This is a genomic window from Nocardioides allogilvus (assembly GCF_003047285.1).
GTDB lineage: Bacteria > Actinomycetota > Actinomycetes > Propionibacteriales > Nocardioidaceae > Nocardioides > Nocardioides allogilvus.
Map to the genome: position 1 here is coordinate 45,122 of NZ_PZYX01000015.1, position 20,769 is coordinate 65,890.

Genomic DNA, 20,769 nt, shown 5'->3' on the forward strand with positions numbered 1-20,769 from the left:
GCGTCGCCAAATCGTCGCCGGTGGTACAAGCGGCTCAGATCACAACGACGCTGGATCCCTCGGGGGCGAACTTCCACAGTGCGATGGCGTCGGCCCTGGCCTGCCGGATGCAGCCGTGCGACTGCGGCGTCCCGAGCTGCGCACGGCTCTGGAGGGCGGTGCCGAGCTTGGTCGGGATGGTGTGGAAGCCGATGGCCGCGTTCTCGCCGTGGGCGAAACGGACGAAGTACTCCATCACCCCGGAGTCGTCGACGCCGACCGCCCAGCGCGAGGTCGAGAAGACGGAGTAGCGGCCCGGGTCGAGGTTGTCGAGGAGGCTGCCGGAGACGAGATAGGTGCGCCGTACGCTGCCGTCCTTGCGCACCAGCCAGACCCGCTGGGCCTCCTCGCTGAAGACCACCCGCCGTCCCTGCCCCGAACCGTCCGGCAGTGCCTCGGCGTCGATCTCGGCTCGCGCCTGGGCAGGAGCGCTGGGCCCGGGCAGCGTCGGCTCAGCGGCGGCAGACGCGGACGGTGCGAGCCCGCTGGGGGACGGCGACGGCTCGATCGCAGCTGCGAGTCCGTCGCCCCGCGCAGCGGACGGTGAGGACGCGATGACCCCCACTCCCCCGAGCACGGACAGGCCGGTGACGACCACCGCCGCCATCGCCACCACGATCCGGCCGTAGCGCGGACGAGCGGACCGGTGACGACTCATGGGTCAGGCCTTCGATGCCTTCGTGCCCCGCGATGCCTTGGGCCGCTCGGCACGCTTGACGAGGTTGGCGGCCACCTCGCGGTAGGCCTGGGCGCCCTTGCTGCTGCGGCTGGTCGAGAGGATCGACCGGCCGGCGGCCGGTGCTTCGGCGAACTTGATCGTCTTGGGGATCGGCGGCTCGACGACCTCGAGGTCGTAGGTGTCGCTGATCGTCTCCAGGACGGTGCGGGCGTGGTTGGTGCGACCGTCGTAGAGCGTCGGCAGCACTCCCCAGACCTCGAGCTTGCGGTTGGTGAAGCGGCGCACGTCGTGCACGGTGTCGAGCAGCTGGCCGACCCCGCGGTGCGAGAGCGTCTCGCACTGCAACGGGATCAGGACACCGTCGGCCGCCGTGAGCGCCGCCACGGTCAGCACGCCCAGGGAGGGCGGGCAGTCGAGCAGCACCCAGTCGTAGTGGACGTCGCCCTCGGCCAAGGCCTCGATCGCGGTCTTGATGACGTGTTCGCGGCCGGTGCGGGTGAGCAGGTCGGCCTCGGCCCGGGCGAGCTCGATCGTGGCCGGCAGCAGGTCGACGCCGTCGTCGGTGGCGATGATGACCTCACTCGGGTCGAGGCCCTTGGTGAGGACGTGGTGGACCGAGACGTCGAGGTCCTCCGGGTCGATGCCGAGCGAGAAGGTCAGGCAGGCCTGCGGGTCCAGGTCGACGAGCAGCACCGAGTGGCCGAGCTCGACGAGGGCAGCACCGATCGAGGCCACCGAGGTGGTCTTGGCGACGCCGCCCTTCTGGTTGGCGATCGCGAGTGTCGTGGTCATCGCGCCCCATCATGCCCGACCCCGGTTGCCCACGTCGTGACGACACCTGTTTGCTGTGCCCATGACTTTCGCACTCGTCACCGGCGCCACCGCCGGCATCGGCCTGGAATTCGCCCGTCAGCTCGCGGCCCGTGGCCACGGCCTCGTGCTGGTCGCCCGCAACGAGGCCCGACTCGAGGCCGTGGCTGACGACCTCCGGGCGGCCCACGGGGTCGAGGTCGAGGTGCTGGTCGCTGATCTCGTCGACCCGGCGCAGTGCGCGACGGTGGAGGCCCGCCTCGCCGACCGCTCCCGGCCGATCGACCTGCTGGTCAACAACGCCGGCTTCGGGCTCAAGCAGCGCTTCCTCGACAACACCGTCGAGCAGGAGGCGGGCATGCTGGACGTGCTCGTGACCTCGGTGCTGCGGCTCTCGCACGCCGCCCTCGGGCCCATGGCCGAGCGCGGCCGCGGCGGCATCATCAACGTTTCGTCGGTGGCGGCGTTCCTGCCCCGTGGCACCTACTCGGCGGCCAAGGCCTGGGTGAACAGCTTCAGCGAGTGGGCGCACCACGAGTACAAGCCGCAGGGCGTGAGCGTCATGGCGCTGTGCCCGGGCTTCACCAAGACCGAGTTCCACGAGCGCATGGAGGTCAAGCGCGGCGACAACTTCATGTGGCTCGACGTCGAGTTCCTGGTGCGGACCGCGCTGGCCGACTTCGACAAGGGCCGCGCCTTCTCGATCCCCGGCGCGCAGTACAAGACCGTGGTCGCCCTCACCCGCGCCGTACCCAGCCGGGTGCTGCAGCGGTTCCAGTCGATGGGTCGCAAGTAGGGGTCAGGCGAGCACGCCCGGCGCCGGACGGCCGCTGGCGCGAGCCGACTCCGCCGCCAGGTCGAGGAGCCGCGCGTATTCCTCGGGCGCCGTCGTGTTGCAGCCGAGGTCGTGGTCGGTCTTGCCCGTGCCGTGGTGGTCGCTGGAACCTGTGACGACGAGGTCGAGGTTGCGGGCGATCGCGCGCAGCGCGTCGCGGGCCGCCGGTGGGTGGTCCTGGTGGTCGACCTCGATGCCGACCAGTCCCGCGTCACGCAGCTCGGAGAGCCTCGCCTCCGGCAGCACCACTGCGCGGCCACGCCCCCACGGGTGCGCGAGCACGCTGACGCCGCCCGAGGCGGCCACGAGGGAGATCGCCTCGTGCAGGGGTACGGCGTAGCGGTCGACGTAGGCCGGCCGCCCGGGGTTGAGGAACCGCTCGAAGGCCTCGTCGCGGCTCGCGACCATCCCGGCCGCGACCATCACGTCCGCCACGTGCGGACGGCCGGTGGCCGCGGCGTCGATCGCGCGGCGGCGTACGTCCTCGGCAGTCACGTCGAAGCCGAGGGCCTGCAGCCTGGCGCAGATCCCGGGCACCCGGGAGTTGCGGCCGTCGAGGATCTTGTCGAGGGCGGTCGCGAGCGGCGGGTAGGTCGGGTCGGGGAGATAGCCGAGCAGGTGGACGCTCGCGTGTCCCAGGGCCGTGCTGATCTCCATGCCGCGGACCAGGGTGATGCCGACCTCGGCCGCGGCCGCCGCGGCCTCCGACCAGCCTTCGGCGGTGTCGTGGTCGGTCAGGGCGACGACGTCGAGTCCCGACGCGGCCGCGTGGCGCACGAGGGTGGTCGGATCATCCGTCCCGTCGCTGACCGACGAGTGGGTGTGGAGGTCGATGCGCACCCTCGAAGGCTAACGGGGTCGGAGCGTGTGAGGGGCTTCGGCGAGGCCTCACCAGGCCGGCGGCGGGCCGCCGAACGGCATCTCGATCAGCGGGGCGCCCACCTCCGCCACGTCCCGCAGGATCCACTCGTCGCGCATCAGCAGCATCGCCGAGGCCGGTCGCAGCACCAGCCACAGCCAGCGCCCGGCCGCCTCCCCCACCATGACGTAGCGGTCGAACTCCTCGTCCGCGTCGCTCGTGGAGACCGCCCACAGCGACACCGGCCCGTGCCCGAGCCGCACCTTCACCACGGGCGGTCCCTCGCCGATGTCGCGAGGGTCGGGACTGGCCAGGCGCGCTGCGCGGGCCCCGAGGCCGGTGCCCGGCTCCTCCGACACCACGAGCACGTCCACGGGCCCGTCCAGCACGCTCGTCCCCGACACGCAGCTCATCGTCGCGCGCGGCACGGAACCCTCCTGCACGACGACCCCGAAGTCGGTCACCCGCCACCCCGGCCCCATCGGCCAGGGCAGGTAGGTCGGGAAGCCCGCCGCCGCGCCGAGGTGTCGCACGAAGGCGTCGTACGTCGACTCCTGCGGGCGCCACAGGGGCGGCGTGGGGCCGTGCTCCGGACACGCCCACGACGCGTCGGTCTCCGTCAGCGGGAGGCCGCACCGCGGGCAGCCGGGGCGAAGCATGGGACCACGGTGGTCCGAGCCGCCGGAGCCGTCAAGAGTTCCAGCGCAGCAGCACCGGCGTCTCGCGCTCCCAGCCGAGCACCGACAGGGTCGAGGTGTCGAGGCGGAAGTGCTTGCCGTCGGTCACCGGCTGCTCGAGCCAGCGGGCCGTGAGCGCACGCAGCGCGTGCCCGTGGCCGAAGACGAGGGTGCGGCCCGCGCAGGCTCGCGCCCGTGCCACCACGCGGTCGAGACGGGCGCCGACCTGCTCGGCCGTCTCCCCGCCGGGCGTGGGGTGTGACCACACCGTCCAGCCGGGCACCGTCTCGCGGATCACTGCCGTGGAGACGCCCTCGTAGTCGCCGTACGCCCATTCGACGAGGTCGCCGTCGACCTCGGCGTCCGCAAAGCCCACGAGCTCGGCGGTGACCCGCGCACGCTGGCGGGGACTGGTGAGGACCTGGGTGAACTCGGTGCCGGCGAGGCGCGCTGCCAGCCCGCGCGCGACCTCGACGCCGTGGTCGGTCAGCGGGAGGTCGGTGACCGAGGTGTGGCGCCCGTCGCGGCTCCACTCGGTCTCCCCGTGTCGGACGAGCCAGAGCTCACTGGCCAGGGACGCGTCTGCGGACATGGCTGCGAGTTTCGCACGTCGCGAGGTCGGACAGGTCGTCCGCCGAGTCGCTCAGGCCGGGACGAGGACCCAGTAGTCGAGGTCGAGCAGCACGCCGTCGGCGTACTTGCCGTCCTCGCCGCGCAGCGTCATCGACTCGTCACGACCCTTGGTGGCGACGAGGCGCAGGCGCATCGCACCGACGCCGGGGGCAGCGGTCTCGGCCTTGTCGAGCACCTCGGACCAGGCATAGACGGTGTCGCCCGCGAAGGCCGGGGAGGTGTGCGCGCCGGCGTTGATCGCGGCGATCAGCTGGGCATTGGCCAGGCCGTTGAAGGACAGCGCGCGGGCCATGGAGATGACGTGGCCGCCGTAGATCAGCCGGTTGCCGTCGGGGCGGGCCTCGGCGTTGAAGTGCACCTTCGCGGTGTTCTGCCACAGGCGCGTCGCGAGCATGTGCTCGGGATCGGTCAGCGTGACACCGTCGACGTGGTCGATCTTCTCGCCGACCTCGTAGTCACCGAGTCGGTGCTGCTCCCCCGCGGCCGCCTGGTCGTAGGCCGTGAAGTCGAGGCCGGCCGGGATCTTCAGGTCCTGCGCCTCGAGCGCGTCCTTGAGGTCGGGCACGACCGTCTCGGGCGTGGGTGCGTCGGTGTCGCGCTTGTGGACCATCACCCAGCGGCACCAGTCGATCGCGACCTCGCCGCGCTGGTTGGTCGCGGTGGAGCGGACGTAGACGACGCCCGTCTTGCCGTTGGAGTTCTGCTTGAGGCCGATGACCTCGCTGCTGGTGCGCAGCGTGTCGCCCGGCGCTACCGGCTGGTGGAAGCGGCACTCGGCGTAGCCGAGGTTGGCGACGGCGTTGAGGGAGACGTCGGGGACGGTCTTGCCGAACGCGACGTGGAAGCCGATGAGCTCCTCGACCGGGTGCTGCGCCAGGCCGACGCTCCTGGCGAACTCCGCGCTGCTCGGCAGGGCGAACCGGGTCGGGTAGAGCGCCTGGTAGAGCGCTCGGTCGCCCTCGGTGATCGTGCGCGGCGTCGCGTGCTCGATCACCTGCCCGACGGTGAAGTCCTCGAAGAAGTTGCCCGCGTTCGTCTTGCCTGCGCTCGTCCCACTCATGGGGCATATCGTGCCGCACCCGCGCCCGGATGGGCGCGGGTGCTCACGTGGCTCTTCTCACGGCCGGCTCAGCTGCCGCCGCCACCGGCCTTGCGGCGGTGCATCTTCGGCGCCGCGCCACCTTCCACCTCGGCACCGTGGGCCTTCTCCGGAACGGGGCCGTCCTGGTGGACGCCCTTCTCCTTGTTGTTCTTCTTGTCCAGGGCCTCGCGCATCTTGGCCTTGAGGTCATCGTTCGACATTCGTCCTCCTCCTGGGTCAGGTGCCCACCCTGCCAGCAGGGCCGCCCCTCGGTCGAGGGGGTTCTCCTGCGGGAGCCCTCCCGGCCGCCTCGGGTCGAGCGCGACCTATGCGGTGATGGTGACGCTGGTGCGGTGGCAGGACACCGCAGGAGCGACACCAGCACCGCACTGCGGTGGTGTGCCGCCGCAGTGCGGCCGGCTCACCGGCGGCTCAGCACCAGGATCCGGCCCGACAGCTTGGCGAGCATCAGGTAGACCTGCCACAGCGAGTCCCCCAGCACCTGGTCGTACGCCGCCTCGCCCATCGCCGAGCGATAGTGCTCCGGCGCCCGCTGGAGCCGGGAGGCGCGGAGCAGCGCGCGGCCGGCGCTGCCGGACTCCTCCTCGGCGTGCTCGCCCCACTCCGAACCGATGTCCAAGGACGCGTCGACGACCAGCCCCGAGGCGGCGACCGCGGCGTCGGTGACGGCCGGGTCGAGGGAGGACTGCACGACCCCCAGCACCGGGAAGAGGGCGTCCGCCTCGAAGGGCGCGAGCAGCGGCGTGGCCACGACCTGGTGGATCACGGCCCGGCCTCCCGGTCGCAGGACTCGCGCGATCTCGGCGTAGGCGCTGTCGAGATGACGCACGCGCGCGAGCCGGTCGCTGCACCACACCAGGTCGACCGAGGAGTCCGCGACGGGCAGCTCGATCGCGCTCCCACGGCCGAACGTGACGCGCGAGGCGATCTCCTCCGGGAGGTCGCGCCGGGCCTCGCGAGCAGCGTCGAGGTTGTGCTGCGACGGGTCGACGCCGAGCACCTGCAGCCCGAAGTGGGTGGCGAGCCGGAAGGAGGTCGAGCCCGCGCCACACCCGACGTCGAGCGCGACCGAGTCCGGCCGGAGGTCGAGCTCGCGCACGATCTGCAGCAGCATCGAGGGACCGCGCGGGGACAGGGACTGGTCGACGATGCTCACGCCGACTCCCGGATCTGCGCGGCCAGGAACCCGGCCAGGCCCGCGATGGCGGCGTCGAGCACCTCGGCGGAGTCCAGCGACGCGGGATCGACGCCCGGCACGTCCACCGGCGTCAGGTCGTCCCACGAGCCCACGAGGGAGACGCCCGCCTCCGACAACGCCGAGACGAGGTGCGCGGCATGGGCGACGACCCAGGGAGCGACCGGCAGCCCGATGGCCGGCTCTGCGGACTTGCGGGCGGCGAGCACCTGCTTGGCCAGCACTCCCTTGCGCAGGTCGGTCCCCTCGGGGAAGGGCAGCCCGGCCTCGTTGAGCAGCTCGTTGAGCCGGCGGATGACCAGGGTCGACGCCGCTCCGACCGACTCGTTGTCCATGCGGGCCGGGGCGAAGCCGGTCGGCGCCGTACCCAGGAGTGAGCAGAAGCGTTCCCACAACAGCTCGCGCGGGGCGCCGGGCGGGGGCACGGTCACGACCGTGACCGGGGCGAGCTCGCCCCAGGTCCGGGCGATGCGCACGAGGTTCTGCTGGCGCCAGAAGGTCCGGCCGGCCTCGGGAGGTTCGATGGCATCGCGGTGGCCGGGGCGCCAGGCCTCGATGCCGGCGAGGTAGTCGGCGAACGTCCAGGTGCGGCCGTTCTGCACCGTCTCCTGCCACATCGCGGCGATCGTGCGGTTGAGGTCGCGTGCGGTGACCACGACCTCGATCGCGTGGTCGGGGAACGTGGCGGCGACCCGTTGCGCCACGACCGGACGCACCGGGCCGAGGTATTCCATCGAGATCACCGAGGTGCCCTCGTGGGCGTGCACCTTGCCGGCCATCTTGGCCCACTGCTGCTCGCCCGACCCGAGGACGTCGCGGGCTGCCATCACCTGCGAGAGCCAGTTCATGCCGGGAACGAGGATGTCGCGCTCGGTGAGCAGCATCCGCTTGTTGGCGAACAGCCGCGACTGGATGAACGAGGTGCCCGACTTCATGGCTCCGACGTGGAGCACGAGGCGGCGCGACATGCGCGTCACCCTAGCGACTCACGAGGTGCCGCCGAACGGGTTGGGACCGAAACCCCGGGCCAGCGTGTGGTGCAGGTCGGCCATCAGCGACTCATCGACCGGCCGACCGGTCACGAACGCGCCGAGGGAGGCCAGGAGCGCGTCACGCACGCCGTCGTCGTCGCCCGTCAGCTGCTCGTAGCTGACGTCGAGCACGCGGTCCGGGCGGGTGGCTCGCAGGTGCTGCTGGATGTCGAGGGTGCGCGCGATCTTCTGCCGGGCTGCCGCCTCGTCCTCCTGGCGCCAGAAGCCCGACGCCAGTGCCCGGTCGGGGTCGCGGGTGTTCAGGACGTAGCGCACCCCCGGGAAGGCCTTGTCCATCACCGCGAAGAAGTCCTCGGTCTCCTCGGGCGCGATGCGGTGCCACGTCACTTCCTTGAAGCCCACGACGTCGTAGTCGTCCGCTTCGACGCCGCCGAGGACGCCGGTGGTCACCACGTCGTTCATCGCCTGCATGAACGCGCTGCGACGGATCTGCTTGAGGCCGTAGAAGGCCGACGCGTCGTCGTACGACCCGTGTGCTTTGTGCTCCTCGCGGAACGCGCGCAGCGCGGCCAGGCCGCGGTAGAAGTGCAGCAGGTAGAGGTCGTTCTCGCCCCGCACCAGGGTCCGCGGCAGCGTGTTGAGCAGGCCCTGGACCAGGGTCGATCCGGACCGTCCGAAGGTCACCACGAAGACGTAGGAGTGGCGCTCGCGCGCACGCCGCGCCCGCGCCAGCTCCAGGCCCTCACGCACGCCGTCGGCCCGGGCCCGCGCGTCGCGGGCCTCGAGCCGTCGTCGAAGGGTGCTCGGAAGGTACAAGGACCTCAGCCCTTGAGCTTGTAGTCCTTGAGCAGGCTGCGACCGATGATCATCTTCTGGATGTCGGAGGTGCCCTCACCGATCAGCATGAACTTGACCTCGCGCATCAGGCGCTCGATCTCGTACTCCTTGGAGTAGCCGTAGCCGCCGTGGATCCGGAAGGAGTCCTCGACGACCTCGTTGGCGAACTCGGAGGCGAGCATCTTGGCCATGCCGGCCTCGACGTCCACGCGACCGCCGGTGTCCTTGAGGCGGGCAGCGCGCACCATCATCGTGTGGGCGGTCTCGACCTTGGTCGCCATGTCGGCGAGGCGGAACAGCACCGCCTGGTGCTCGGCGATGATCTTGCCGAAGGTCTTGCGCTGCTGGGCGTAGGCCACACCGAGCTCGAAGCCGCGCCAGGCCAGGCCGCAGGCGCGGGCCGCGACGTTGACGCGACCGACCTCGACGCCGTCCATCATCTGGAAGAAGCCCTTGCCGGGCTCCCCGCCGAGGATCTGGTCCGCGGAGATCTTGTGGTCCTCGAGGATGAGCTCGGTCGTCTCGACGCCCTTGTAGCCCATCTTGTCGATCTTGCCGGGCACGTTGATGCCCTGGGCGGTCTCGCCGAAGCCGGCTTCCTTCTCGACCAGGAAGGTGGTCATGTTCTTGTAGACCGACTCGGCACCCTCGTCGGTCTTGGTGAGCACGGCGACCAGCGTGCTCGTCGCGCCGTTCGTCAGCCACATCTTCTGGCCGGTGATGGAGTAGGAGCCGTCGTCGAGCTTGGTGCCCTTGGTGGACACGGCCGAGACGTCGGAGCCGAGGCCCGGCTCGGACATCGAGAAGGCGCCGCGCACGTCGCCGGTCGCCATCCGCGGGAGGTACTTCTGCTTCTGCTCGTCGGTGCCGTGCTGCATCAGCAGGTAGGCCACGATGAAGTGCGTGTTGATGACGCCCGAGACGCTCATCCAGCCGCGCGCGATCTCCTCGACCACGAGCGCGTAGGTCAGCAGCGACTCGCCGAGGCCACCGAACTCCTCCGGGATCGTGAGGCCGAAGACGCCGAGCTCCTTGAGCCCCTCGATGATGTCGGTGGGGTACTCGTCAGCGTGCTCGAGCTCCTGGGCGACGGGGATGATCTGCTCGTCGACGAACTGACGCACCGCCTTGAGGATCTCCGTCTGGTCCTCGTTGAGTCCGTCGGTCTGGCACAGGCGACCCATGGGGCGTCCCTTCGTTCGTGTTCGTCGAGGCTGGGGGTTACTCGCGGGAGTTTAGGCGGGGTGGCTCGCCGAGACGTCGGCGTCCCACATGAGAGTTGTCACACGCCCTTGATCGCCTGGCGCAGGCGCTCCCGGCGCGTGGGCGGATCCGCGGGCGGGCTGGTCCGCTCGCTGCGCCGTTGCAGGTCGCGCAGCAGGGTGGCGACGAGGTCGAGCGCGACGTCGGCCACCTCGGCGTCGGTCACCGACTCGGGATGCCGTCGCGGCGGCAGGTCGTCGGGGACGAGCAGGAGGTCCACGTCCCCGTTCACGTCGTACGTCGATGCGCGGATCTTCGCCACGGCGCGAGCACCGCGAAGGCGGGCGTCCTCGACCTGGTCGGGCGCCGGCCAGAACCGGTCGCCCCCACGCGGCACCAGCCGCTCGTCGGCGAGGAACGACCGGAGCCACACCCCGCGCGCCCGGGCGGTGTTGAAGCCCGTGAGCCGCTCGTTGACGCGGCGCAGCGTCTCCGCCTCCACCACGCCCATCGAGGCGTTGGCGAAGCCGCGCGAGGTGTCGCACGTGTCGGGCGCGATGCCGAGGACGTCGCAGAAGCGGGACCACAGCTCCTCGCGCGGTGCACCGGCCGGCGCGGGCGCGATGAGGTGCAGCCGCTCGGGTGGCACGGCCGGCGACCAGCGCTCGAGCACCAGACCCAGGTCGAGGGAGCGCCAGTCCCACACGTCGCGCGGGTCGTCGCTCTCCGCGCGGCCGTAGTCGGCCAGCGGGGTCGTGGCCTTGTTCTTCAGTGACTCCTGCCAGCTGCTGGTGAGCAGGCCGAGCGGGTCGCGGGTGGTGATGATCAGGTGCACCTCGGCGGGCGCGAGCTGGGCGACCATCCGCTGTGCCTGCTCGGCCGACGCCGCGCAGAAGAACTCGTGGGTGATCAGGGCGTCGCCGTCGAAGCCGGCGACGTCGGCGCGGATCCGGTCCCAGGCCTCCGAGGCCCCCGGTCCGCGGCGCGCGATGCCCGGGTCGTCGCGCACGATCATCGAGGCGAAGAGATGGTCGCTCTTGCGGGCTCCCGGCAGCAGCAGCCCGGCCTCACGCAGCTGCGAGCGCCCCGGCCAGGCGATGGCCTGCAGGTAGGACGTCCCGGTCTTCGGAAGTCCGATGTGCACGAAGACCCGGCTGGTCATGACCCCAGCTCGTCGACGTAGGCCTCGACCTTCGTCGGATCAGCAGCGGGCAGCAGCTCGGTGACCACGTCGAGCAGCTCGGCGAAACGCTGGTTGAGCACCGCGCCCTCCTCGACACGCGCCGACAGCGCGGCGACCTGCGCCTCCAGCTCGTCCACCCGTGCCGCCAGGTCCTTCTTGGACATCCTCATTGCCACTCCACCTCCAGGCGGCAGGACCGCCAGCTCGTTCCCTGGGACAACTCTTCGCCATAGCCGTAGTCGATCGCCTGCCCGACCAGGTCGACCAGCCCGGTCACCACTCCACCACGCCGCTCGACGTCCTCGATGACGTCGCCCGGCGACAGTGCGCGCACCAGCGAGGGCCGGCCCTCCACATCCTCGATCGGCGACGTCAGGAACTCCAGGTGCACGCGCTCGCCGGACTGCAGCACCATCGACACGAGGCGCCAGAAGTTGTCCACGCCGTACGGCGAGGTCGAGTCGATGAGGTGGCGCGCGAGCACGGTCCGCGGTCCGGGACGGGCGGCCAGCAGCGCGCCCCACGACAGCACGTGGCGCAGCTCGAGCAGGTTCATCGTGCGCAGCTCCGCGGGCCAGCCCTGCTCGGCGGCCTTGGCGGCGATGAACTGCATCGCCACCCCGGAGTAGTCGAGCCCGACCGCGGGTCGTCCCTGCTTGGCCAGCCAGCGCACGTCGCGGCCGCGGCCGCAGCCGACGTCGAGCACCCAGGTGTCGGGGTCCTCGCGCTCGTGCAGGTGCTGGGCGATGTCGTGCGGCGGTTGGTACGGCGGCAGCAACCGCGCCAGGCCGTAGCGGTGGTCCCACGCGGCGCGGTGCAGCCGGGTGCCGCGGAACCACTCGTCGAAGCGACGCTGGACGTCGGGGTCCTTCTCGTAGCGGAACGCCGGGTCCGGCACCTTCCACCCGGGCCCGTAGGTGGCCACCAGCAGCCGCTCGGGATCAGCAGGCGCCGGAAAGGACCGGCCGTCGAGGGTGACCGTGCCGAGCGGGAAGATCCACTCGCGTTCGTACGGCGTCCAGATCTCGCCGAGCAGCGCGAGGTGCCCCTCGGCGAAGAAGCCGCCGAAGACGTCGAGGCCGCGGACCGAGCCGTCGGTGTCGGGCACGTCGATCTTGAACGCTCCCCCGCTGTGCCGGCTGGTGGCGTAGCCCCGGCGCTCGACCGCGCGCTGGACGCGGTGGGACTCGCGGATCACGTCGATCGGGTGGCTGTGCTCGCTGACATAGCCGACGTCGGCGTCGTTGTCGTGGCCGAGGAACGTCCCCTCGCGGACCGCGCCGAGCAGCGTGCCGTACGCAGGGAACGCCTCGAGCCCCTGCTCGTGCAGCAGCCCCAGCACCGTCTCGAGGGCGTCGAGCAGCGGCGCGAGCTCGCCCTCGTCCTTGGTCTCGAAGGTCTTCACCAGCTTGCCGTACATGTCGATCCCGAGCGGCGCGCCGTCGCGGCCGACCACCGTCAGCCGGCGGTCCTCGTCACCGAAGCGCACCTCCTCGTCGAACACGGACGTGCCGTCGCCGAGCGTGATCCCCAGCCGGGTCACCCCCACGAGGTGCATCGTCAGGCGTTCCGGCCAGGCGACGAACCGGACCGGACCGTTCTGGGACGCCACGCTGTCGCGCACCGACCAGAAGGACCAGATGCGGCGCCCGTCGAAGGACAGGTTGCACAGGACGTCCTCGTCGGCGAGGTACTCCAGACCGGCGTCGTCGACGCGGATGTCAGTGAGCACGCGCGGTCACACCCGGCCGAGGAACCGGTCCGGGATGCGCACCAGCGGGCGGTTGCGCATTGCCTGGACCTGGCCGCCGCCGACCGCGCGCCAGGTGTCGGGCGCAGTCTGCTCGACGATGTCCGGCAGCTTCTTCAGCGGCGGGCCGAACGGCTTGATCGCGGCGTGGTCGATGTCGGCGGTGATCTCGTCGAGCAGGTCCACCATGTCGCCGCCGCTGCGCTCCCAGCTGGTGCGAGCAGCGCGACCGTCCGATCGGAACATCTCGTGGCGGTGGTCGGCCACGGCCTTGAGGTGGTCACGGTCGGCGAACTTCATGTGGAACATGAACAGCTCGGGGTCGACCTCGAAGGGGCACTTGATGCCGTGCGAGGCGAGCGCCCAATTGGCCGGTTCCCACTTCAGCGACGGCTTGCACATGAGCGGCAGGAACTTCGCGAGCGAGCGCTGGCCCAGGATCGGCTCCCCCTCGACGAGCGCCGGCTCCTGCGCGACGTCGTGCACGACGTTGAGCCCCATCACACCGACGGCCTGGCGGCCCGGGCGGGCGGCGACGAAGTGGCGCAGCGACTCGTGCACCTTCGGGTCGGCGACGATGAACTCGTCGACGTCGCAGAAGATCGCGGCGTCGTAGGCCTCGAGCAACCCGGCCGACAGGCCGCCGAGCAGTCCCATGCGAGCCGGTTCGAAGGACTTCTTGGTCAGCGGCGGGATCCGCAGCACGGGGCAGGGCAGGTCGTCGGTCGAGCCGTCGGAGCTGTTGTCGTCGACGACGACGAGGTTCTCGGCCCCGACCTCGCGCGCGTAGTGATCGACCCAGCGACGCAGCATCGTGCCTTCGTCGCGGGCCATCGTGATGACGGCGACATTGGGGAGAGTCATGCGTTCCTCTGCTTCTTGCGGCGGCGCAGCCGCTGCCGGTGCTTGTCCTCGCGCTCCATGCCGATCTGCGTCATCCGGGCCAGGCCCTCCATCGCGGCGTCGAGCTGTTGGTGCACGGAGACCTGGTCAGGGTGCACCCCGCGCACGGGCTGCGGGAGCAGCTCGTCGAGGTCGCCGATGACGCGGTGGCCCTGCTTGCGCAGCTGATCCACCTCCGCGGCGCCGCGCTTGATCACCCAGCGCTGGTCGACGCCGAGGGTCGGCTCGCCCTGGCGCGAGACCAGCCCGCGCTTGGTGAGCAGGTGCTTGACCAGCAGGTCGTAGAACCGGTGCTCGGCAGCGGGGGTGCCGTCGCGGCCGAGGATCTCGTTGAGGTGGCGCAGGGTCAGCGCGGTGGCCAGCCCGATGGACCGGTTGGCGCGGACGTTGAGCTCGAAGGCGGCCGGGTCGAGCTGCAGGACCTGCGCGAAGCGCTCCCACAGCAGGTTGCTCGGTGCGCCCTTGGGCGGGACGGTCATCAGCGTGAAGTGGTCGGGGCCGACCGCGTCGCTCCAGCGACGGGCGATCGCCGCGAGTCCCTGGTGGTTCCAGAAGTTGCGGGCGACCGGCGAGGTCGGGTCCTCGGAGCGTACGGCGCCGAGGTAGTCGTCCCAGGTCACCGCCGACCCGTTCTGCACGGACTCCAGCCACATGGCCGCGATGTTGCGGGCCAGGTCACGGCCGGTCAGGACGACCTCGAGCTGACCCTCGAGGGAGTCGCGGATGATCTCGATCTTGCGGGTCGCGCGAGGTGCGAGGAACTCCATCGACACCACGACCGTGCCGGGTGTGGAGTTGATCCCCGCCACCAGCGTCCGCCACGCACCGTCAGGGTCGAGCGGCGGCTGCTGCGGGCCACCGTGCGCGATCAGGTCCTGCACCGCGGCGACCTGGTCGCGCCACTTCTCACCCGCGAAGGAGATGGCGTGCTGCGCCAGCTCCTCGCGGTTGTTGCCGAGGACGTTCTGGATGAAGCTCGTGCCCGACTTCATCGAGCCAATGTGGAGGACGACCCGCTCTGCCACGCCAAGCCCTTTCCGTTCGCAGCCGGCCCTGGTTGGCCGGTAGTGCGGAGACGACCCTACGGCAGGCGCACATCCACCAGCGCCATGTTGTGGTCGGTGACGAGGCTGAGGAGCGGCGGGCGGGTGTACTCGAAGTTGGCGTAGGTGGCGTCCGGCGAGCCGAAGATCCAGTCGACGCGCATCCGGCTCGGCGGGTTGGTGCAGCGACCCGTGGCCGGGTCGTAGGCGCCGCCGAACGGGCTGACGAGGTCGGTCTTCGAGAGCACCTTGCACAACAGGGTGCGCTTCTCGTTCATGTCACCGATGAAGAAGACCGGCAGCCCGGTCGCGCGCAGCTCGTTGATCTTGGCGATCTGCACGTTGGTGGCGCGGTCACGCTTGAACTGGTACTCCCACGGCGCGTTGTGCACGTTGATCACGTAGATCTCCTTGCCCGTCACGCGGTGCCGCAGCTTGACCACCGGGCGCGGCAGCTCCTTGCTGATGAACTGGTTCATCATCACGTTGGCCTCGACGAGGTCCCACACGCTCGTGCGCCAGGCCAAGGCCGCCTCGGAGGCGTCGTCGCCCGACTCGGGCCGCGGGTAGACGTCCCACGTGCCGCGAGCGGCCTTGAGGAAGTGGAACATCTGGTCGGAGTTGGGCTCCTGCAGGCCCATGATGTCGATGGCGCTGTTGTCGAGCTGGTCGGCCATCCAGCCCATCCGCGTGGTGGCGGGGCCGAAGGCGTCGTCGTGGGCGTAGGGCCGGGTGTGGCCGTTGCCGAGCGCGTTGACGGTGGCGATGCGGAAGTCGGTCGCCCCGGCGGGGTCCGTCGGCGGTGCGGGCTCGACCTCGGTCGGCGAGGGGCTGCTGGTCAGCGTGCCGTTGCCGAGCTGCGCGCGGTCGTTGGCACCCCAGCAGGACGTCCCGCTGGAGGTGAGGCCGCAGACGTGGCGCCAGCCGCCCTCGATCTGGGTCATGCCCTTGGGACCGGCGGCCGGCTCCATCGTGAACGGCGCGCTGCCGTCACCGATCAGGCCGTAGGCGTTGTTGCCCCAGCACCAGGCCTGGCCCTTGTCGTCGAGCAGGCACGAGCCGCCCTCGAAGGTCGTGACGTCGATCGCCTTGTGACCGCCCAGGACGAGCTGCGGGGTCGCGGTGGTGGTGACGTTGCCGTTGCCCAGGGCGCCGTAGGTGTTGCGGCCCCAGCAGTGGACGGCGCCGCTCGTGGTGAGGGCGCAGGTGTGGGTCCACGAGGTGGAGACCTCGGCCCAGTTGGTCGAGGTGCCGACCCGCGCAGGCCGGTTCTTGCCGGCGAACGAGCCGATGCCGAGCTGGCCGAAGAGGTTGCCGCCCCAGCACCACAAGGAGCCGTCGGTCTTGGTGCCGCACACGAAGCGGCTGCCCACGGAGACACTGGCCCAGCGACCGCCGGGCACCTTGACCGGCTTCGCGGACTGCTTGGCCTTCAGCGCGCCGAGCTGGCCGGCCGCGTTGTCACCCCAGCAGTAGAGCTTCGCCCGGCTGGTGATGGCGCAGGTGTTGAACCAGCTCGCGTTGACGCTCTTCCACTTCTTGTCCTTGGCGACCACGACCGGCTTGGGGCGCACCTTGGTGCTCTTGTCACCGAGCTGGCCGCGGTGGTTGACACCCCAGCAGAAGAGCTTGCCGCTGTTCTTGATCCCGCAGGTCGACGCACCACCGGCGGAGACCGAGCGCCACTTGTTGCCACCCTTGACGCGCTGCGACGCCGTCACGTCGGGGCCGACCTTGCCGTCGCCGAGCTGGCCGTACTGGTCACGGCCCCAGCAGACGAGGGAGCCGTTGCCCGGCAGCCGGCAGCCGTGCTCACCGCCGCTGGACAGCGTCTCGACCGGGGCGCGGCGCTTCTTGCGGGCGGCCGGCGCGACGGCCTGGACCGGGGCGGCTGACTGCACCGATGACTGGGCGCTCGCGATCGCGACCGACGTGCCGGCACCCGCGGGGGCGGCCAGGGCGATCGGCGTGAACATGCTCGCGATCAGAGCGATGAGGGCGACGGGCGCCTTCATGGCAACCTCCGAGATAGACGACACGGAAAAGTCTGGCAACTTCAGCAACATCTGTCACGGTAGTTCACAAATGTCACAGGGGCCAGACCGTGACCGGCCCGGCCCCTGCAAGGAGTGACGCACGCGGGTGCGTCGAGGTTGTCGCCCTGGAGCAGATTCCGCCTCAGAGCACCGGCTTCATCTTGCCCAGCCCCATGTCCTGGCGGACCTGGGCGAACGGGTCGAACCCGGCCTGGCGCCGCAGGACGATCTCCTTGACGAGGTCCTGTCCCTGCGGCGGGGGGTTCTTGAAAAGGTAGTTGATGAACTTCGAGTAGGACCTCTCCAGCCGCTTGCTGCGGATGATGAATCCCTGCTCGTCGGAGAGCGTGCTCATGCCCGACCAGTTGGCGCTGCCCTGGTAGACGATGTGCGAGGAGCGCTTGCCGTCGTAGTTGCCCGAGATGGTCAGCGCCTTCATGTGGATGTAGCGGTCGACGTAGCCGTCGCCGTTGGTGTCCTCGAGGATCGTGCGGCGCGGGATGTCCTGCAGGTTGGCGCGGGCGTTGTTGTTGAGCACGCCGTAGACCAGCCGGATCTTGCAGCCACGCTCCTTGAGCCCCTTGAGCTTGCCGGACACGGCGGTGCCGGGACGGCCGTTGAAGACGGCCTGCGAGACGCGGATGACGGTGCGGCCGTTCTTGCCCGCGTCGCCGACGGCGCCCTTGCACTTCACCTTGTCGAGCATGCGCAGCACGTTGTAGTTGCGCACCTTGCCCATGTTGGGGAAGAACCAGCCCTCGTAGTCGCCGTCCTGGAACGTGTAGAACGCACCCTTGCGGGGCTTGTCCTTCGACATCTGCTTGAAGATCTTGACGTAGTTGTCCCACGTGACCTGGCGGTCGACGACCGTCAACAGGTCGTTCCACTGGACGTACGCCGCGGCGTCGGTCAGGTTGGCCGAGGTGGACATGACGACGTTGTTGCGCCCGCCGGTGTGGCTGAACATGAAGAACTTGCCGTGCTGGATGCCCTCCTTGCCGCGGCAGGAGTTCTTGCAGGTGCGGAACCAGCTGACCATGTCATCGGAGCGCTTCTTGTTGCCCTTGGCCAGCGCGTCGCGTGTGCGCGGGTAGTAGCTGCCGGCGCCCTGCTTCGAGGCCAGGCCGTTGGCCATGATGATCTGCACGCTCACGCCACGCTTGTGCGCGGCGATGATGTCGTTGACGAACAGCGCGTTGCTGAAGTTCCACGTCACCAGCCGGATCTGCGAGCCCTTGGGACTGTTGGCGATGGCGTTGCGGATGTAGCGGTTGATCTTGTGCGACTGCTCCGGGTCACGCGGCTCGTTGAACCGGACGCCGGGCTGCGGCTGCCACTTGCTGGTCGACTGCGTGGGCTCCTCGGTCGGCGTCGGCGCCGGGGTCGTGGGGGCCGTCGAGGTCGGGGCCGGGGTGGTGGGGACCGGCACCGTCGGGGTGGGGGTCGGCGTCGGCGTCGGGGTGGACTCCGCGGACAGCTCGAGGGCGTTGGCCTGGGTGGCGAGCGTCGTCAGCGGTGCGATGACCGCCAGGATCGAGGCTGCGACCGTGATGGTCATCCGTGACTTCATGGTGCTGACGTGTCCCCTTGGTTGAAGGTCTGGCTGCGAACAGCGATAACGAGCGGGCGTGCCCATGGTTCTGATGACGCCCACGCCGGATTGGTTGCCTCAGGCCTGGCAGGTGGCGAGGAGCTGCTGGTAGTCCTCGTTCGTCTCGAGGTCACCCGCGTCGGTGATCTCGTTGCCCTTCATGGCGAAGAAGCGGCCGTCCTGCTCGAAGAACGTGGCGCCGTAGCCGCACGGGCGCTTCACGGGCTTGATGGTCTCGCCCTCGCTCTGGCAGGCCTTGTAGTCCTTGGGCAGGTCCTGCCCGGCGACCCACACGTCCGCACACTCGGGCAGCGCGCCCGGCTCCGTGGCCGCGCTGGACTCGCTCGGCGACGGGCTCGAGGACTCGGAGGTGCTGTCGGTCGCGGTCTCGTCGACGTCGCGCTCGTTGCCGCAGGCGCCGAGAACGGCGGTCGCACACACAGCGACGACAGCAGCGGACAGCTTGATCCCCAAGATAGCCATAGCACCGATGGTAAGCGACCTCAGCAGAACGGCCACATCTGCCACGCGCCGCCGACGGTGTCGTCGCGCCCCGTCGCGCCCGCGTCCCGGTAGCCTTCGCTGACATGAGCAGCACTCCGACCAGGGTCTACCTGGCCCGCCTCGTGGGCCTGCCCATCTTCGACCCCCAGGGCGACCAGGTCGCCAAGGTCCGCGACGTCGTGGTGGCCCTCCGGTCGGAGTCCGCCAACCAGCCGCGGGTGCTCGGGATGGTGGCCGAGGTCTTCGGCCGGCGTCGGATCTTCGTGCCGATGACCCGCGTCACCAACATCGACAGCGGTCAGGTCTACACGACCGGCCTGCTCAACATGCGCCGCTTCGAGCAGCGCGCCACCGAGACCCTCGTGATGGGCCAGATGCTCGACCGGCGGGTGCTGATCAAGGAGACCGGCATCCAGGGGACGGTCTACGACGTGGCGATGGAGCAGGCACGCAACCGTGACTGGGTGCTCTCGCGCGTCGCCGTACAAGAACCGTCCAAGGGGTTCCGCCGCCGCGGCCAGACCCACACCGTCGAGTGGCGCGACGTCGACGGCCTCGCCCGGCGCGAGGAGACGCAGGGCGCGACCCACCTCATCGCCACCCTCAACGAGATGCGCCCGGCCGACGCCGCCAACGTCATCCACGACCTGCCCCGCGAGCGCCGGATCGCGGTCGTCGCCGCGATGGACGACGAGCGGCTGGCCGACGTGCTGGAGGAGCTGCCCGAGGAGGACCAGGTCGAGATCCTCGAGCTCCTCGACTCCGAGCGCGCCGCCGACGTGCTGGAGGAGATGTCGCCCGACGACGCCGCCGACCTGATCGCCGACCTCCACCCCGACACCGCCGCCACCCTGCTCGGGCTGATGGAGCCGGAGGAGGCCGAGGACGTGCGCCGGCTGATGTCCTACGCCGACAAGACGGCCGGCGCCATGATGACGCCGGAGCCGGTGATCCTCTCCCCCGACGCCACGGTCGCCGACGCGCTCGCCCACGTGCGCAACCCCGAGCTGACGCCGGCCCTCGCCGCCCTGGTCTATGTCTGCCGCCAGCCGCTGGAGACGCCGACGGGTCGGCTGCTCGGCGCCGCGCACATCCAGCGCCTGCTGCGCGAGCCGCCCTCGACGCTGGTCGCGGCCGCGCTGGACGAGTCGATGGACCCGCTGCGCCCCGACGCCGGGATCGACGCGGTCGCCGCCCACCTGGCGACGTACAACCTCGTCGCGGCACCGGTGGTGGACGAGGAGGGCCGCCTCCTGGGCGCGGTCACGGTCGACGACCTGCTCGACCACATGCTGCCCGACAACTGGCGCGACCAGGCCGACCGACCGGGACCGATCGCCGGGACGGGTGGGCGATGAGCGACTCCCGCGCGCGCCCGCGCCTCGACACGCCCCGCGAGACCCGTCGGCCACCCCTGGTGCGCCGCCCGAGCTACGACTCCGACGCGTTCGGATCCTTCGCCGAGCAGTTCGCCCGCTTCATGGGCACCGCGAAGTTCCTCATCTACATGACGCTGTTCGTGATCGCGTGGATGCTCTGGAACACCTTGGCGCCGCTCGCGTGGCGCTTCGACGAGTTCCCCTTCATCTTCCTCACGCTGATGCTCAGCCTGCAGGCGTCGTACGCCGCACCGCTGATCCTGCTCGCCCAGAACCGCCAGGAGTTCCGGGACAAGGTGGTGGCCGAGCAGGACCGCCAGGCCAACGCGCGCGCCCACGCCGACATGGAGTTCCTGGCCCGCGAGGTCGCCTCGTTGCGGTTGTCGGTGGGCGAGGTCGCCACCCGCGACTTCCTGCGCTCGGAGCTCAAGGGGCTCTACGCCGACCTCGAGGAACTCACCCGGGGTGACGAAGACGACGACCGAGATGAGCCACCGGCGAGGTGATGTGCCCGGACGG

The 20,769-nt window shown here is 70.5% G+C and carries 22 protein-coding genes; 3 read left to right on the forward strand and 19 right to left on the reverse strand.

Translation table 11 applies throughout. The features are described 5' to 3' along the window. Positions 1-34: 34 nt before the first annotated feature. Both C9J87_RS17645 and C9J87_RS17650 read right to left on the reverse strand, forming a co-directional pair. Positions 35-697 (reverse strand): L,D-transpeptidase, encoded by a 663-nt coding sequence (locus C9J87_RS17645; RefSeq protein ID WP_107706182.1) that lies wholly within the window; start codon positions 695-697, stop codon positions 35-37. Between the two features lie 3 nt (positions 698-700). After that, positions 701-1,510, reverse strand: a complete 810-nt coding sequence (locus C9J87_RS17650) for a ParA family protein (RefSeq protein ID WP_010832212.1) — start codon at positions 1,508-1,510, stop codon at positions 701-703. 61 nt (positions 1,511-1,571) lie between these two features. Between C9J87_RS17650 and C9J87_RS17655 the strand changes: the two genes are divergently transcribed. Beyond that, positions 1,572-2,324, forward strand: a complete 753-nt coding sequence (locus C9J87_RS17655; RefSeq protein WP_010832211.1) for an SDR family NAD(P)-dependent oxidoreductase — start codon at positions 1,572-1,574, stop codon at positions 2,322-2,324. Positions 2,325-2,327: 3 nt separating this feature from the next. Here the strand turns inward: C9J87_RS17655 and C9J87_RS17660 are convergent, their stop codons facing one another. The 17 genes from C9J87_RS17660 to C9J87_RS17735 all read right to left on the reverse strand — a co-directional run bounded on the left by C9J87_RS17660 (position 2,328) and on the right by C9J87_RS17735 (position 18,850). Then, positions 2,328-3,203 carry a PHP domain-containing protein gene (locus C9J87_RS17660; RefSeq protein ID WP_010832210.1) on the reverse strand — a complete coding sequence of 292 codons (876 nt, stop codon included), beginning with the start codon at positions 3,201-3,203 and terminating at the stop codon, positions 2,328-2,330. A gap of 48 nt (positions 3,204-3,251) precedes the next feature. Continuing rightward, a complete protein-coding gene (locus C9J87_RS17665; RefSeq protein ID WP_010832209.1) occupies positions 3,252-3,881 on the reverse strand; it encodes a DUF6758 family protein in 630 nt (209 codons plus the stop codon). A gap of 31 nt (positions 3,882-3,912) precedes the next feature. Next, positions 3,913-4,491, reverse strand: a complete 579-nt coding sequence (locus C9J87_RS17670; RefSeq protein ID WP_010832208.1) for a histidine phosphatase family protein — start codon at positions 4,489-4,491, stop codon at positions 3,913-3,915. Positions 4,492-4,542: 51 nt separating this feature from the next. Further along, positions 4,543-5,592: a MaoC family dehydratase gene (locus tag C9J87_RS17675; RefSeq protein ID WP_107706183.1), complete on the reverse strand. Its 1,050-nt coding sequence runs from the start codon at positions 5,590-5,592 to the stop codon at positions 4,543-4,545. 68 nt (positions 5,593-5,660) lie between these two features. After that, positions 5,661-5,834, reverse strand: a complete 174-nt coding sequence (locus tag C9J87_RS19790) for a DUF5302 domain-containing protein (RefSeq protein ID WP_157953249.1) — start codon at positions 5,832-5,834, stop codon at positions 5,661-5,663. Between the two features lie 200 nt (positions 5,835-6,034). Continuing rightward, positions 6,035-6,790, reverse strand: a complete 756-nt coding sequence (locus C9J87_RS17680; RefSeq protein ID WP_107706184.1) for a class I SAM-dependent methyltransferase — start codon at positions 6,788-6,790, stop codon at positions 6,035-6,037. Further along, positions 6,787-7,797 carry a hypothetical protein gene (locus tag C9J87_RS17685; protein ID WP_107706185.1) on the reverse strand — a complete coding sequence of 337 codons (1,011 nt, stop codon included), beginning with the start codon at positions 7,795-7,797 and terminating at the stop codon, positions 6,787-6,789. The genes C9J87_RS17680 and C9J87_RS17685 overlap by 4 nt, the downstream gene beginning before the upstream one ends. 18 nt (positions 7,798-7,815) lie before the next feature. Continuing rightward, on the reverse strand, positions 7,816-8,637 hold the full coding sequence (locus tag C9J87_RS17690; RefSeq protein WP_157953250.1) for a sulfotransferase: 822 nt from the start codon (positions 8,635-8,637) through the stop codon (positions 7,816-7,818). A gap of 5 nt (positions 8,638-8,642) precedes the next feature. Then, on the reverse strand, positions 8,643-9,842 hold the full coding sequence (locus C9J87_RS17695; RefSeq protein WP_107706187.1) for an acyl-CoA dehydrogenase family protein: 1,200 nt from the start codon (positions 9,840-9,842) through the stop codon (positions 8,643-8,645). 98 nt (positions 9,843-9,940) lie between these two features. Further along, a complete protein-coding gene (locus tag C9J87_RS17700; RefSeq protein ID WP_107706188.1) occupies positions 9,941-11,023 on the reverse strand; it encodes a hypothetical protein in 1,083 nt (360 codons plus the stop codon). Further along, entirely contained in the window at positions 11,020-11,214 is a 195-nt protein-coding gene (locus tag C9J87_RS17705) for a DUF6752 domain-containing protein (RefSeq protein ID WP_157953251.1), read from the reverse strand. The genes C9J87_RS17700 and C9J87_RS17705 overlap by 4 nt, the downstream gene beginning before the upstream one ends. Then, on the reverse strand, positions 11,211-12,776 hold the full coding sequence (locus C9J87_RS17710; RefSeq protein ID WP_107706190.1) for a class I SAM-dependent methyltransferase: 1,566 nt from the start codon (positions 12,774-12,776) through the stop codon (positions 11,211-11,213). Before C9J87_RS17710 ends, C9J87_RS17705 begins: the two co-directional genes overlap by 4 nt. A 6-nt stretch (positions 12,777-12,782) precedes the next feature. After that, entirely contained in the window at positions 12,783-13,658 is an 876-nt protein-coding gene (locus C9J87_RS17715; RefSeq protein ID WP_010832198.1) for a glycosyltransferase family 2 protein, read from the reverse strand. Continuing rightward, positions 13,655-14,722, reverse strand: a complete 1,068-nt coding sequence (locus C9J87_RS17720) for a hypothetical protein (protein WP_157953252.1) — start codon at positions 14,720-14,722, stop codon at positions 13,655-13,657. The genes C9J87_RS17715 and C9J87_RS17720 overlap by 4 nt, the downstream gene beginning before the upstream one ends. A gap of 56 nt (positions 14,723-14,778) precedes the next feature. Next, positions 14,779-16,755: an RCC1 domain-containing protein gene (locus tag C9J87_RS17725; protein WP_010832196.1), complete on the reverse strand. Its 1,977-nt coding sequence runs from the start codon at positions 16,753-16,755 to the stop codon at positions 14,779-14,781. Between the two features lie 163 nt (positions 16,756-16,918). Further along, positions 16,919-18,334: a phospholipase D-like domain-containing protein gene (locus tag C9J87_RS17730; RefSeq protein ID WP_036490357.1), complete on the reverse strand. Its 1,416-nt coding sequence runs from the start codon at positions 18,332-18,334 to the stop codon at positions 16,919-16,921. Positions 18,335-18,445: 111 nt separating this feature from the next. Beyond that, complete coding sequence (locus tag C9J87_RS17735) at positions 18,446-18,850, reverse strand: hypothetical protein (protein ID WP_036490355.1); 405 nt, start codon at positions 18,848-18,850, stop codon at positions 18,446-18,448. A 104-nt stretch (positions 18,851-18,954) separates the two neighbouring features. Between C9J87_RS17735 and C9J87_RS17740 the strand changes: the two genes are divergently transcribed. Beyond that, a complete protein-coding gene (locus C9J87_RS17740; protein WP_010832193.1) occupies positions 18,955-20,229 on the forward strand; it encodes a magnesium transporter MgtE N-terminal domain-containing protein in 1,275 nt (424 codons plus the stop codon). Then, on the forward strand, positions 20,226-20,756 hold the full coding sequence (locus C9J87_RS17745; protein WP_036490352.1) for a DUF1003 domain-containing protein: 531 nt from the start codon (positions 20,226-20,228) through the stop codon (positions 20,754-20,756). The genes C9J87_RS17740 and C9J87_RS17745 overlap by 4 nt, the downstream gene beginning before the upstream one ends. Positions 20,757-20,769 lie beyond the last annotated feature (13 nt).

Bases quoted from the DNA above. Each gene is read 5' to 3' on its own strand.
- C9J87_RS17645 (WP_107706182.1), bottom strand. From the start codon at position 697: ATGAGTCGTCACCGGTCCGCTCGTCCGCGCTACGGCCGGATCGTGGTG.
- C9J87_RS17650 (WP_010832212.1), bottom strand. From the start codon at position 1,510: ATGACCACGACACTCGCGATCGCCAACCAGAAGGGCGGCGTCGCCAAG.
- C9J87_RS17655 (WP_010832211.1), top strand. From the start codon at position 1,572: ATGACTTTCGCACTCGTCACCGGCGCCACCGCCGGCATCGGCCTGGAA.
- C9J87_RS17665 (WP_010832209.1), bottom strand. From the start codon at position 3,881: ATGCTTCGCCCCGGCTGCCCGCGGTGCGGCCTCCCGCTGACGGAGACC.
- C9J87_RS17670 (WP_010832208.1), bottom strand. From the start codon at position 4,491: ATGTCCGCAGACGCGTCCCTGGCCAGTGAGCTCTGGCTCGTCCGACAC.
- C9J87_RS17675 (WP_107706183.1), bottom strand. From the start codon at position 5,592: ATGAGTGGGACGAGCGCAGGCAAGACGAACGCGGGCAACTTCTTCGAG.
- C9J87_RS19790 (WP_157953249.1), bottom strand. From the start codon at position 5,834: ATGTCGAACGATGACCTCAAGGCCAAGATGCGCGAGGCCCTGGACAAG.
- C9J87_RS17685 (WP_107706185.1), bottom strand. From the start codon at position 7,797: ATGTCGCGCCGCCTCGTGCTCCACGTCGGAGCCATGAAGTCGGGCACC.
- C9J87_RS17695 (WP_107706187.1), bottom strand. From the start codon at position 9,842: ATGGGTCGCCTGTGCCAGACCGACGGACTCAACGAGGACCAGACGGAG.
- C9J87_RS17700 (WP_107706188.1), bottom strand. From the start codon at position 11,023: ATGACCAGCCGGGTCTTCGTGCACATCGGACTTCCGAAGACCGGGACG.
- C9J87_RS17705 (WP_157953251.1), bottom strand. From the start codon at position 11,214: ATGAGGATGTCCAAGAAGGACCTGGCGGCACGGGTGGACGAGCTGGAG.
- C9J87_RS17715 (WP_010832198.1), bottom strand. From the start codon at position 13,658: ATGACTCTCCCCAATGTCGCCGTCATCACGATGGCCCGCGACGAAGGC.
- C9J87_RS17725 (WP_010832196.1), bottom strand. From the start codon at position 16,755: ATGAAGGCGCCCGTCGCCCTCATCGCTCTGATCGCGAGCATGTTCACG.
- C9J87_RS17730 (WP_036490357.1), bottom strand. From the start codon at position 18,334: ATGACCATCACGGTCGCAGCCTCGATCCTGGCGGTCATCGCACCGCTG.
- C9J87_RS17735 (WP_036490355.1), bottom strand. From the start codon at position 18,850: ATGGCTATCTTGGGGATCAAGCTGTCCGCTGCTGTCGTCGCTGTGTGT.
- C9J87_RS17740 (WP_010832193.1), top strand. From the start codon at position 18,955: ATGAGCAGCACTCCGACCAGGGTCTACCTGGCCCGCCTCGTGGGCCTG.
- C9J87_RS17745 (WP_036490352.1), top strand. From the start codon at position 20,226: ATGAGCGACTCCCGCGCGCGCCCGCGCCTCGACACGCCCCGCGAGACC.